General features: G+C 61.1%; 8 protein-coding genes and 2 tRNA genes. 2 read left to right on the top strand and 8 right to left on the bottom strand.

Annotated elements, in window-relative coordinates; all coding sequences use genetic code 11:
- The 4 genes from VJZ71_20345 to VJZ71_20330 form a co-directional block, all read right to left on the bottom strand.
- Positions 1-1,500, bottom strand: a complete 1,500-nt coding sequence (locus tag VJZ71_20345; protein ID HKQ50434.1) for an RtcB family protein — start codon at positions 1,498-1,500, stop codon at positions 1-3.
- Between the two features lie 379 nt (positions 1,501-1,879).
- A tRNA-Leu gene (locus tag VJZ71_20340) sits at positions 1,880-1,963 on the bottom strand.
- 3 nt (positions 1,964-1,966) lie between these two features.
- Positions 1,967-2,050: transfer RNA gene (locus tag VJZ71_20335), tRNA-Leu, on the bottom strand.
- Between the two features lie 243 nt (positions 2,051-2,293).
- Positions 2,294-3,877 carry a TROVE domain-containing protein gene (locus VJZ71_20330; GenBank protein HKQ50433.1) on the bottom strand — a complete coding sequence of 528 codons (1,584 nt, stop codon included), beginning with the start codon at positions 3,875-3,877 and terminating at the stop codon, positions 2,294-2,296.
- Between the two features lie 212 nt (positions 3,878-4,089).
- Between VJZ71_20330 and rtcR the strand changes: the two genes are divergently transcribed.
- On the top strand, positions 4,090-5,694 hold the full coding sequence (rtcR, locus tag VJZ71_20325) for an RNA repair transcriptional activator RtcR (GenBank protein ID HKQ50432.1): 1,605 nt from the start codon (positions 4,090-4,092) through the stop codon (positions 5,692-5,694).
- Between the two features lie 10 nt (positions 5,695-5,704).
- On the opposite strand, the gene VJZ71_20320 is transcribed toward rtcR, so the two are convergent.
- Positions 5,705-6,010 carry a GIY-YIG nuclease family protein gene (locus VJZ71_20320; GenBank protein ID HKQ50431.1) on the bottom strand — a complete coding sequence of 102 codons (306 nt, stop codon included), beginning with the start codon at positions 6,008-6,010 and terminating at the stop codon, positions 5,705-5,707.
- A gap of 401 nt (positions 6,011-6,411) precedes the next feature.
- On the opposite strand from VJZ71_20320, the gene VJZ71_20315 reads away from it, so the two are divergent.
- On the top strand, positions 6,412-8,271 hold the full coding sequence (locus tag VJZ71_20315) for a radical SAM protein (GenBank protein ID HKQ50430.1): 1,860 nt from the start codon (positions 6,412-6,414) through the stop codon (positions 8,269-8,271).
- 142 nt (positions 8,272-8,413) lie between these two features.
- Here VJZ71_20315 and VJZ71_20310 read toward each other — a convergent pair whose 3' ends face one another.
- From VJZ71_20310 to VJZ71_20300, 3 genes are all read right to left on the bottom strand, one after another.
- Complete coding sequence (locus VJZ71_20310) at positions 8,414-8,611, bottom strand: hypothetical protein (protein ID HKQ50429.1); 198 nt, start codon at positions 8,609-8,611, stop codon at positions 8,414-8,416.
- Positions 8,580-9,005, bottom strand: a complete 426-nt coding sequence (locus VJZ71_20305; protein HKQ50428.1) for a hypothetical protein — start codon at positions 9,003-9,005, stop codon at positions 8,580-8,582. Before VJZ71_20305 ends, VJZ71_20310 begins: the two co-directional genes overlap by 32 nt.
- 169 nt (positions 9,006-9,174) lie before the next feature.
- Positions 9,175-12,219 carry a hypothetical protein gene (locus tag VJZ71_20300; protein HKQ50427.1) on the bottom strand — a complete coding sequence of 1,015 codons (3,045 nt, stop codon included), beginning with the start codon at positions 12,217-12,219 and terminating at the stop codon, positions 9,175-9,177.
- Positions 12,220-13,436 lie beyond the last annotated feature (1,217 nt).

Raw genomic sequence — 13,436 nt, 5'->3', positions numbered from 1 at the left:
CTAATCATCCGCCTTTGACGCATCCTTAATCACAAACCGTGCCTTGAGACGCGCCACCTCCGACGCCAGGCCTGCCAACTTCACCGACCGAAGCACCTCGTCGAAATCCTTGTACGCCGCCGGGGCCTCGTCCATCGGGTAGTTCCTGCAGTTGGTCAGGATGTCCTGTTCGTCGAACGACGCGTCGATCGACTTCTGGTCGAGCGTGCGGATCGCCTGCTTGCGGCCGAGCATCCGGCCCGCGCCGTGGTTAACGCTGTAGCACGACAGCGACGCGGTCTCGTCGGCGACCATGACCGCCGAGCCGCGCTGCGGGTCGCCGGGCAGCAGGATCGGATGGCCGCTCGCTTCGAAGGGAGTGCCCTTGAGCCCATGGTGCTTCGCGGGAAAGGCGCGGGTCGCGCCTTTGCGCATGACCCACATCGGCTGGTTCTGAACGATTTCCTTTCGCGCGATGTTGTGGCTGATGAAATAGACCAGCTCGCCTTTGACGCCGGGGACGACCTGCTGGAACGCTTCCAGAACGAGCGCGTTGATCAGCATGTGGTTCACGGTCGCGAAATTCGCGCCCATCGCCATGTCGTCGAGGTAGGCGTCGGCCTCCTTCGTGCCGAGCGGCGCGTAGCAAAGCTCCTTGTCCGCGCCGGGGAACGGAATGCCCCAGGTGTCGAACTTGCCTTGCAGGGCCTTGAACTGCCCGGCGGCGAGGTTGTGTCCGAAGCCGCGCGAGCCGCAGTGGGACAGAAAGGCGACATGACCGTCGTTGAGCCCGAACACCTTCGCACAGAACTTGGCGCGGCTGTCCTCGCCGACATGCACGACTTCGCATTCGCCGAAATGGTTCCCGCCGCCGTAGGAGCCGAGCTGGCGCATCTTCTCAACGAAGTCGCCGATGGTCCCAGCGCATAGAAGCCAGTCCAGGCGCGCTGAGAGGGCGTCACGGGTATCGTCGTGGCCGAGATGGAAGCTGTCTTCGCAGCGTTCTGCCCAGTACGCGGGGATGCCGAGGGCCTCGCAGACCGCGGCAGATGCGCCTTCGACGGCGACCCGGCGGCCGAGCGGCTCAGCGACATGCCGGGATTTCGAGACGCTGCGCTGGCCCCGCCCCGCGCCCGTCGGCACGCGTTCGCAGATCGCATCGATAATCGCGCGGCGCGTCGTGCGATCGATAATCGCATCAGCGGGCAGGTCGAGTTGGAGCAGGCTCATGCTGCACTTGATATCTACTCCGACGGGACCTGGATAGATGTGCGACGGCGAGGCCATGACGCAGCCGATTGGCGCACCGTAGCCGATATGGGCGTCGGGGTTGAGCACGACCTCGGCGACGCCAGGGGCCATTCGCGTGTTGATGACCTGCTGGAGCGTGTCCTCGGAGAAGGTCGCACGGATCGCGTCGGTCCCGATGACAGTGACGGGCTTCAGGCGTCCACCATCCACCGGCAGGATCGCCGTCGCTTCGCCGGTAGGAACTAGTTTGTATTTGCTGTCTTCGCCCATAGTTAGACCTCATTGTAAGCGAAACGATGAATCAGGCTTTCCGCTCTCTTTCGCGAAGCGGCGATGCGCCAGCCCGACCGATGCAGGACGACGAAATTTGAGAAACGGTTCTGATGCTCTATCCAATTGAGCTACACCGGCAAGAACCGGCAGCGGGACTCGAACCCGCAACCCGCAGATTACATGTAGTTCCTCTGGCATTCGTCCTGCACCGGTCGGGCGGCACCTCTTTTCAAAACTGCGTGACGACGAGTATTTGTGAAACGTCCTGCTCTACCACTGAGCTACGGGTCTCTTGTTTGCCAAATAGACCCGGCGGGATTCGAACCCGCGACCGGTGGATTGAAACCATGTAGTTCCACGGGCATTCGTCACGCATTGCGGTCGGTGGGAGTCGAACCCACACGTTGTTTCCAACACCGGACTCTTGATCCGGCGCGTCTGCCAATTCCGCCACGACCGCGTATGCGGCTGGAGGGAGTCGAACCCTCACGGGCGTATGCCCACGCGCTTCTGAGGCGCGCTCGTCTTCCAGTTCCGACACAGCCGCGAGACGCCCGGCGACAATCGTTGGCGAGAGCCGCGGGACTCGAACCCGCTCGGCCTTTTGGGCCTTTGCCACATGTACTCCCGTCTGCATTCGCCGAGTGTCGTAACTCGTACTGTTTCGCCGATTCGACAAACGGTGTGGTGACGTAGAAATGGTTGTTATCCATGTAATCACCACGACATTCGAACCGGTTTAAGATGCCGGACGGCGCCCTGTCGACGCCGCCCGGCGGTCCATGAGCCTTTAGATACGGATCGCCTCGATCTGCCGCGTCCAGTAGCCATCGGACGTATCTCCGCGGGCCACGGCCGCGATCAGGTTAAAGACCTCGTCAGAGAACCCTCCGACGTTGGTGATGTCGTCGCGCTCCTTCGCCTGCGTCGTCGCGCACGGCTGGATGTCGATACAGATCATCCGAGCCTGCGGACTCCGCCGCTTGAAGGTCGCCCACTCGTCCATGGTCCGCGTCCGGCTTCCACCGAAGCGGCCATAGTTGGACGAATCGACCCACGACTCGTTGTCCGAGACGTAGATGACGAGGTCGCCGGTCGCCCGGCGCTTGTTCAAATACGCCAGCGCCGCTGAGCAGTTCGTCCCACCGGCCGGCAGCGACGCGAGCTTCTGCGCGTTGGTCATGACTGAGTCGCGCGGGTTCAGCCCGAGCTTCTCAGGCGAAATCGCCTTCGACTCGAACGGAACCACCACCGTCGCCGGATTCGTCCGAACCATCGCCGCAGCCACCAGGGCCGCAACATCTACGCAGCGAACCTTCGTCGACGCTCCGCGCCGAAATCCCGTGACCGGCGAGTGCATCGACCCCGAGATATCCGGGAAGACGTACACCTGGCCATTGACCTTCGGCACGTTGGCGATCGCGACCTCCATGGCGTCCTGCAAGGCCTCGCGGACCACCGCGGGCACCTTCGCCGCTGACGCGTAAGCAACCATCAGTTGATAGGGGAAGACGCGGGCCTTCTCGATCAACTCCCGATCGCGCAGGCGATCCGCAATCGCCGCCGTCAACTCCGCGTCCTCAAAGACGCCGTGCCGGGCGAACGTGTTCAGGTTCATTCGCGTGGTCTGCCACGGAGCCCGCCGCGCAATCGACTTCCAAACGTCCGGCGACAAATCGAGCGCCGTCAACATCTGGAAGGGAACGTCCGGCGGCTCCATGGTCGTGCGGTCGGTCGCGGTCTTGTACGCCTCGAACTCGCGCACCAACTCCGGCAACGCGTCGGCGTTGTACGTGCGGCCAATAAAGTATCCGAACAGGGCCTCACGCGACGCGGACCGCGGCTTCGGGTGGACCATCTTGACGATGTCTGCCAGGGACGGATCGTTCCCGACCGAACCGACAAAAAGCTGCTTGTCCGTCCGCTTCTCGATCCACTGAGCAACAAGGCGCTTCGGCAGCGAGCCCAGCGACTTGCGCCCGATGGTCCCCGACCGCATGATCTGGACGAAGTTGCGGAGCATCTTCGGTGAGTCGATCACGCGATCGAAGATTTCCGCCATCAACCCCGGGCTCTTGATCGACAGAACCGCGCACAAGAGAGCGGGCAAGTCCTTCATGTTTCCGGCCTGCCGCGCGTACAGCGCTGTGCGGGCGATGAACTCCGGCTCGACGCGATCGCAGAGCTTCAGGATCTGCTCAAGCTGCGTCTCGCCGGCCGCGTAGAACGTGCCGTTCAAACAGCCGGTCGCGGCATACTGCGCGAGGGCCTGGCGATCGCTCATGCGATACGCCACCCCACCGGCCTCGTTGACCGTGTCGGCGGGCGGGACAAACAGTCCCCGGATAGTCTTGAAGATGCTCTTGTTAGCCATGACTGTTCTCCTTGGACAAAAAACTCCATTCCAGGCTCGTCAGGGCAATAGCATCGGGCGTGCCAGGAGCCAGTGAGTCCGAGCCTTGTCGATTGCAAAACATTGTCAAGCAATGCTTTGCAACGATAATTGACGCGGCAGGGGCGTCGCAGTCGTGCGATGAAAATCGAGACTTACTATCCTATATTCTCGTTTCTGATACCATTGGCTAAATGGACGGGTTCGTCATCGTTGGGCTCTTGGGAACTACGCTTGATCGCGGTGATGGACCGGACCGCTGGGCGGCCTGGCGACCCACGGTGTCCCTTTGCCAGCACGAGGACTTGTTGGTCCGCCGGCTCGAACTCCTAATCGATCCAAAGATCGAGTCCTTGGCGAAACAGGTGGCGGTGGACATTCGATCGGTCGCGCCCGAGACGGACGTCCGGACGCACGCGATCGACCTTCGTGATCCATGGGATTTCGAAGAGGTGTATGGGGCGCTTCATGGCTTCGCGCGGAACTACCCGTTTGACACCGACCGCGAGCAATACCTTTTCCACGTCACTACGGGCACTCACGTCGCGCAAATCTGCACGTTCCTGCTTACGGAATCCCGGCACTACCCTGGTCGCTTGATCCAGACAGCGCCGCCGAAGCGCAAGAAGCCCAACGATCCGGGGCGGTATTCGATCATCGATCTGGACCTGTCCAAGTACGATCGAATTGCCCAACGTTTCGTCGCCGAGCGGCGGGAGGCGACGGATTTTCTTAAGGCGGGCATCCCGACCCAGAATGCGGCTTTTAACAAGATGATCGAGCAGATCGAGCACGTCGCCATTCATTCCGCGGCCCCCATCCTGCTGCTGGGTCCCACGGGGGCCGGAAAATCGAGCCTGGCGCGGCGGATTTACGAGCTAAAGAAGCTCCGGCGAAGCGTGACAGGAAAGTTCGTCGAGGTGAATTGCGCCACGATCCGCGGCGACGGGGCGATGTCGGCGCTGTTTGGGCACAAGCGCGGTGCGTTCACCGGCGCGACGGCCGATCGGGCGGGGCTGTTGCGCGAGGCGAACCAGGGCGTCTTGTTCCTTGACGAAGTCGGCGAACTCGGCATCGAGGAACAGGCCATGCTCTTGCGGGCCATCGAGGAGCATCGGTTTTATCCGTTGGGATCGGATAGCGAAGTGCACAGCGATTTTCAATTAATCTGCGGCACCAATCTGCGGCTAGGCGAGGCGGTTCGAACAGGGGTTTTTCGCGAAGAACTGCTGGCCCGAATCAACCTGTGGACCTTTGAATTACCCGGGCTCGCGCAACGCCGCGAGGATATCGCGCCGAACGTTGATTACGAATTGGCCCAACTGACGGCGGCGACCGGACAAATTCGACGATTCAACAAGGAAGCCCTCGACCGGTTTCTAAAATTCGCCGCCGCTCCGGAGTCCTTTTGGTCCGGGAACTTCCGCGACCTCAACGCAGCGATTGCGCGAATGGCGACCATGGCGCCCGCGGGACGGATCACGACCGAAGTTGTGGATTCTGAAATCGAGCGATTGAGGGCGGGCTGGCGCATGCCCGAGTCGGCGATTCCCGACGGGGATATCGACCTGGAGACATTATTAGGGCCGCGCATCGGAGCACTCGATGAATTCGACCGCGTTCAACTCGCTCACGTCGTGCGCGTCTGCCGGGAATCATTGTCGCTCTCCGCCGCCGGCCGCCGTCTTTTCGCCGCATCGCGCACGCAACGAACGGTTCCCAACGACGCGGACAGGCTCAGGAAATACTTGGCGAGGTTTGGAATGGAGTGGACGGCACTACAAAGCGCATGCCGTTGATAGACGTCTTTCATCTATGCGGCGAATGCTGGTCAATTCCGCTCTTACGATAAGCTATCATGGGGAAATAGCGAGACCGACGTGCTCCCCATCGTATCAGCGCTTTCTTCTCCAGCCGCGTCATCGCCTTGACCGCCCATTCACGTTTCAACGCCAAGCTTCGAGAGGCATGAGGTTCCTGATAGACCACACGAACCGGAAGGCGACAACGGGTATACCGAGAGGCGGTCCCCGCATTATGTTGCTCGCTTCGACGTTTTACATCCGTCGTCGCCCCGGTGTAGAGCGAGCCGTCCGAACATCGCAAGATGTACACGAACCACGCATCGGCCTTCACCGCTTCAACTTTCGTGCACTGACTGGGCACCACAACATCCTTCGGCTTGGTGATGGCCTTTGGTAGGTACTGCAAGCCGACATTCTAATCAGGATGGCGAATCAGGGACCAGCCCGCGCCCAAATTTCTTCTGCATCCTACCATCGCGTTCGCTCGATGCGTCGCCGGCGGGCCGTCCATATTCTTGTGCGCGAATTCAGGGTTGCAAAGCTGGACCATCTTCATTATCTGCCTCCGGCGCCGGCAAATGATTAATCTGGTATGATCCCACCATTCCACTCGGCTGCAGCACTGTCCCGCCGGTTCGCCGAATAGCAAGGATCACACTGATAGAGCTTCCAAGACGAACACGCGGCGACGAATTGCTTAAGCCGGGGGAGTTGACCGGAATCATCCAGCGCCTCCGCCGCGTGGCCCCGCAACACGATTTGGCCAGCGTCATCGTCTACGCCTTCGACCGCCGTACGCGCATGTTGCCGTTCATCTACGCCGACTGGGCGATGGTCCCCGCGGGCGTGCGCGCGATCGGCTCGGCGATGGTGGCGTCGGGGTTCGAAAAGACGCGCGTCGTTCAGCAACTCTGGAATCCTCGCTTTGCCCCCTCGGCCATGCGGCTCGACGGCCGCGTGCCTGATCTGTTCATGGTCTCCAGTCTGCAGCTTCACTCGGCCTGTTGTCGCGCGTTGATCCAGGACGCCTGCCGGATCGACCCGGCACATCGACCGCTGATCATCGCCGGCGGACCGAAGACGGTTTATGAGCCGTGGGACGTGTTCAGCGCTGATCCCTCAGATCCTTGGGGCGCCGACGTGGCCGTCACGGGCGAAGAGTTCGTGCTGCTCAGCCTATTGGAGGTGGTGCTCTCCTGCCGCGCCCTGGGCGAATCGCTCCGCTCCGCCTTCCTTCGCGCGTGCCGGTCGGGGCTTCTTGACGACATCCCCGGGCTGGTCTATCCGCGCACGGACGCACGCGGCGCGCCGAAAGAACTGATCGACACCGGCATTCAACGGTTGCTGGGCGATCTGGACGAGCTGCCCCATCCCGTCCTCGGCTACCGCCTCCTCGAGGCGCCCAGCCGGTTTCGCGCCGGATTGTCGGATCGGGCGATGGGTCGACGCTGGGTGCGATTGCGAACGCCGATCGCGTCGCTGGTGCTGACATTCGGGTGTAAGTTCGCCTGCCCGTACTGCCCGCTGCCGGCTTACAACCAGCGCCAGTTCCGCGTCAAAAGCCCGGAGCGGATCGTGGACGAATTTTGCCGTCTGCGCAGCGAGTACGGCATCAAGTGGTTCTTCGGCACGGATGACAACTTCTTCAATGACCACAGGCGGGCGCATGGCATCGTCGAGGCGCTCGCGCGCGCCGAGGTCAACGGCAAGCCGCTTTACAAGCAAGTCGAATGGGGCACTGAGGTCACAGTCCACGACACGGTGGCGCTCAAGGCGGAGCTTCCCACCGTCCGCCGCGCGGGTGTCCGCATGTTGTGGCTCGGCGTCGAGGACATCACGGCCTCTTTCGTGAAGAAAGGCCAGAGCCTCAGCAAGACGCAGGAGGCTTTCGAGGCACTCCGCGCCGCCGGCATCGCGCCCATGCCAATGATGATGCACCACGATGGCCAGCCGCTCTACACGCCCGGAAGTCCCTACGGCCTGATCAACCAAGTCAGGATGTTGCGCCGCTGGGGCGCGGCGGGAATGCAGGTACTGATGATGACGCCGGCGACAGGGTCCAAACTCTACGAGGAGCCGTTCAACAACGGCCAAGTTATCGAGAGCGTTTCCGGCCGTCGCGTCGAGCCGTACATGATGGATGGCAACTACGTCGTCGCCACCCAGGCCGACGAGCCGTGGCGAAAGCAATGCAACATCCTTGCGGCCTATCTGTATTTTTTCAATCCGCTTGCGCTGCTGCGGGCTCTGCTTCCTCGTGATCGCGTGTTCACCTGCGACATCGGCATGCAGTTGATGGGAATGGGCGGCCTGTTTCACACCATCCGCCGCACGGTCGGCTGGGCCTGGCGCCTGCGGAGGGGCGATATCAAGCGTCGCACCAGCCTGCCCTCGAGTCCGCTTCCCTTCCACGGCTTGGCGGCGGAGCCGGCCAGCCACGACCTGCCCGCGCCAAAATCGTCACCGCCCGCGTTCGTGTCGATGTCGCTCAGGGGCGAGCCGGTGCCGGCTGGCGCGCAGGTCCACCAGCGAGGGCCCGAAATGTTGATGACCCTTCCTCGTGGCCGTTGAGCAGTTTTTTTCAGTTTTTGATTTAGCTCGATGCGGTCGCCGACGCTGACTACGACCTCGGCGTCGGCATACTGCCCAAAGGCAATGCTCCAATAGCTAAAGCGCGGCAACGCCCGTGATTGCCCTTCTCAGCAGTCCCCAATCACACCGCCCTCACGAACTCCACCCGATCGCCGCCCTCCACCAGCTCGTCCATGGTCAGCGCGACGTCGCCGATCTGATCCAGGGCCAGCCGCCGGGCCTCCTCGAGTGAAGTGGCCCGGACGGTCATAGTGCCCCGGCAGACGTACTGTCGCGCAACTCCGACTTCATACGTTTTTCCGTCGCCGTTTGCGATCACGTGCTTTTCCTTTCTCCGCCTCGGCGGACCCGTCGTACACCTCGGTCAGGTAGGGGCCATCGTCGTCGTTCTCGATCCTGCGGCCGGTCGATCCGCCATCCCGCGGCGCGTCGTAGTCCCGGACCTCGACGACGATCCCGGCGGGGATGCCGTGGACGCACATGACCATCCCGCGCTGGACCCTTACGACCAGCGGGTGGGGGATGGCCTGCACCCCGACCAGAAGGATTTTCCGAGCGGACCCCGACGACAGGACCGCGCCATCCAACAGCTCCATGTCATCGCCGCACTCGCGGCAGATGGGGATTCCCGCCCCGGGGAGGTCGCTGACCGGGCCGAGCTGGTCCATCCCGCACCTCGCACATCTCCAAAAAAGACTCAATCGGTCAATCATGATTCGATATTCCTTATAAAGAGGTTCTTTTGGACTTTGGGCCGCGGAACTTCTCGGCTCCGCGAGCAACAGTGACGTTTGAACGCCACGATTTGATGGCTTGCACAGAACCCTTGCGGAGGTGGCCGACCTTAATGCCGTGGCAGCGTTGAAAACCCGCGAAGCTGCCCTATGGGGTCAACGAGGCGATGAATATTTGAATATCCCGACCATCGAAGATGGAATCGTGGTTCATGTCGCCGGGACAGAGGTCGGCAGGGGTTGGGCTGAGGAGGGCATTGACGAAGGGGACGATGTCGGATTCGCCGAGCCCGCCGCCGTCGAAGTCGCCGGTGCCGCACGGGACGTCCTGAAAGATAACGCTCAAAGGCAGGGCCAAGTCAGAGCCGCCAAGCGTAGCTACCTCTTGGACAACCGGCGTCGTCGCGGGATTCGCAATGATTACCACCTTTGGGGTTGTGAAGATCGAGTCAGATTCTTGGTACGGAAAATCGCAGCCGCCCGAGCAATCCGGGTCGGCCGCGCATTGGGCCGTCGAACAAGCCGACGAGTAAAAGCCGACCGCCCACAACGTCCCATCGGCCGGGTTGGTCGTCATCGCCGTAAGATGACGGATGCCCACGACCGGGATATCCGTGTCGTGCTCCAGCAAAGTTGCATTGCGGCCGGCGCGAATAATGTTGTATCGATGGATGACGGCGCTTGCATGGTCGAGCGCATCCAGCGAGGTCGAGACATAGAGCTTGTCGCCCGACACGTGCAAGGCCGAAGGGGCCTGGACCTGGCCGGTCAGGGGCACTCGAATCTCGCTTCCGCCGTCCGCCGGGTAAATCAACAGGTAGTTGTAGTCGTTGACTTCCAGGGCGCTGGCTACGAAGAGGTTTCCGTAGGAATCCACCTCGATTTCCCGAATCCGCGAGGCGTCATTCTGGTAAACGATTTCCGTACAATTGATGCATTCAATTTCAGGGGTGTCGGCCGGGTTCGCCCCATATGTTCTTACCAATTCGAAGTTGCCATTACCTGAAAGTCGCAGTTTAGCTACCGCGCGATACGGCAGGCCGCCGCCGGCCGGCGTGATATGGACCGGCGCGACATAGACCATGTCCGGATCGTTGGGATCGAAGGCCGCGTCGGCCAGCGGATACCCGCCGCCCGTCGTCCGGCCGATGCGGACGGTGTCGCCCAAGTAGCTCTTGGGTGCCGGTTTCACCACGGCTACGCCATCCGTCAGCCGGATGAGTCCCAGGATGCCGTGCACTTGATGAAGGCGGCCCAGAGAGTCCGTCATCAATCGGCCGTGGCCCCTGCGGAGGCCGCCGCTCTGTGCCGGGGCGGGAACACCAGGCCCGGCCGCATACGTCTGGGCATTCACGCCATAGAGCGTGTCGTTGTGCGCCAACGCGTCACGAAGGCCCGCCCCGCCCGGCTTGCCAGCGATGAGTAACGACTCGCTTGGGGGGTCCTCGCAGGTGGCAGGCAATTCCTCGCCGCAGACCGTCCCGCCGCCGCCCGATCCATTGCCGCAGAGGTTGAGAGGTACGGGGTAGGAGGAGAGTGCGCCGGCCAAGGCCAATAGGTCACTCATGTCGATGTAGTTGTCGGAGGATAGGACGTCGGCGCACAAATTGGCGTTACGTACCGGTTGGCCGAACTCGCTGAGCAAGTAAAGATAGTCCAGGTCGGTCACGCCACAATCTTGGTTAAGATCTCCACACTGGCCACAATAGGGGCACACCACCGGGTCCCAGTCGTCGATCAGCACGCAGGCATCAGGACCCCGGAGTTCCAGTTCGACGTACGTGCCGCGGAGGAAGTTGAGGTTGCCCCGGGGGAAGTTGCCGGAGAAGGTGGCATAGGTTCCAGAATCAATCGAGCCGGGACCGGATGCCGGAGGCCGAACCCTCGCGACTTCCACAAGATTTTGGCTGACTTCGGGTGAGTCGGTCAGATAGACGATTAGTTCGTCGGTCGTCTGGCCGCAGAAGCGGTAGCGGAACTGCACAAGAATCTCGGCCTCGCCCGCCCGGGCGAAAGCGCCGTGCGCGGCGGCGCTCGAGGCTTGTAGCGACCCTGAGGCTTTGGTCTTGATTTTCATCACGCCATTGGCGGGGTTCTGAGGATCGAGTCCGACTTCGCGGGTGATCGCGCCTTCCTTGAACGGCGGAAAGGGCGGCTGCAAGTCGGCGGGATCGCGCAAACGTTTCTGTACGCGGACATCGAACTCCGTCTGGTCCTCCATGGCGATGACTTTCAGTGAGAAGCCGAGCAGCGGTACGTCGATGATTCGGCTGCCGTTGGACATTGGGGCGCTGGGGTCCTGCGGGTCGCGGGCGAGCGGGGCACCGGTCTCATCGACGAGCGTCTGGTAGTAGAGGCGCTGGTGGCCGGTGTTGAGCACCGCGCCGGGGTGGAGTTTAATTTCCTTGACGTAAATCGCCTCGGGAATCGTGATCTGTGGGTCCTGGAAGACAAAGCCTTGACGGTTGGTGAGGTTGACCTTGGCGTTGGGTCGTATTTCCAGTTGCTCCAAGACCCAGGTGTCGGTGTATCCGCCTGGGGAAGGGGCGCTGCTCGCGGCAAGTTCATAAGCGCCGGATAATTCACCACCAAGGCCGTTGTCGTAGTCCACCGAACGCAGTTCCAACAATTCGCCTTGGGGGATGGATGTGCCCTGAAGAATGCTAACGTTGAACTTGTTTTCGTTGATGGTCGGGCGGGGCGACGCGAGCGGGTCCGGGTCCAGGTCGAGGTAGCGATCGCCTTCGGAGTAGATCACGTTGCATTCAATGGTCGAGGTGCCCTCAACGTAGAACTCCCCGCCCCAACCCGGGGGGTTCTGCAACAGGTTGATCTGGTTGTTATGAACTTCCGTCAAATCGCTCAGGTCGCCTGACAGCACATCAACGTTTGTGTTACGGATGGTAGAATCTCGGACCACGAGTTGGCCGTTGACCTCGATCCGGCCCCAGTTGGAGGCCTGTGCCGGGTCTGCGCAGCCGCCGCCGGAGGCGCCGCCCATGTCAACGACCGCTCCGCCTTCTACGAGTAACTCCTGCCCAGCGCCGACAAGAATTTCGCCTGTTCCCACGACGTTGGTGCGAATAGTGGCGGGTTCGAAAGTCGAAGCATCGCCAGCTAGGACTCGCAGAGTTGCCCCAGTTTCCACACGCAAGGTGCCCGGCCCTGCAATCACGCTTCGGCGGAGGTCCATGCGAGCGCTCGTCCCTCCGTCCAGAACCAGTCCGCCGAGCGGGTCCGTTAAGGTCAACGTTGAATATGAAATGTAGGCGCTCGAAGCCGGGGACGCATCCCTACCGCGCAGTGTTAGATCGTTTATTGTCGGGTTTCCAAAGTTCGAAGCGAATTCGTCCCCAAAGTTGTCTGCGGAGTTTCCGACGAATACACAATCAAAAAACGGCGACCAATTCAGTCCATGGACATAGGCACCGCCTCCCGCAAGCGCGTGATTGCCGATAAAGTTGCAATTCATGACGGACGTGTTGGCAAGACCACCCACTGCGAGGCCTCCGCCAGCTCCTGCCTCGTTGTTTAGAAAATCGCAGCTTACAAGCACGCACTCCCCCATGTTGCCCATTCCTCCTCCAATACCTGCTGAATAGTTCTCCAAGAAAATACAATTAGAGAGCGTGAGCACTCCGGACTCATTATAAACTCCGCCTGCATCGCATTCGGCAGCTAGGAACCAAGGCCAACCTGAGTCGCCCCATCGAGCCTCATTGCCCGTGAACGTGCAGCCATCGAGAATCGCTCCTCCTTGCACGTTACAAAACCCGCCGCCGGATCCTAGGTACCCAAACACCGAGCCTTCAACGACCTGGAATATCGGTTCTACGGAATTGCCGCCAAATGCACAGTTGGTAAGAGTTGGGTTACCTCCATAATTGTACACCCCGGCACCCCGAAATGCACGATTACCGCTAAACGTACAGTTCGCAATTGTCGGACTGCCGCTATCAATGAGCATGCCAGCTCCGCAACTGGACAAGCCAGGTCGGTGCGACAAGTCAGCAATGCCTCCGCTGATAATAAATCCGTCCAGAACCGCTGAGGCATCTGTATTACTGGCGGTCACAACGTGATATACGTTGTCGATGTTACCGTTCAGCGTCGTAACGTTCACGACGGGATCCCTCTGCGAAAGACTCGTCTCGATTCCCGAGAAGCCGCCATACAGGGCGACTGTATTGAAGAGCCTAAACGTCGCGCTGCGTGGGTCTAAAGGTGATGTCCGCTGCGAGGGGTTGTAATTCCCGGCTGCCACCCAGATCTCCCCGCATGCGCCAATAGAGGCCGCGTTCAGGGCGGATTGCAGATCGGTTAGTGCATTGACCCAATCTGTGCCGTCATTAGCTCCCGAGGCCGCAGCGTGTACAAAGCAACGGTTGGTAAATTGAATCTTGCGGACTT

Source organism: Phycisphaerae bacterium (assembly GCA_035275405.1).
Classification (GTDB): Bacteria; Planctomycetota; Phycisphaerae; order UBA1845; family UTPLA1; genus DATEMU01.
This window is presented reverse-complemented; position numbering and strand designations above follow the sequence as displayed.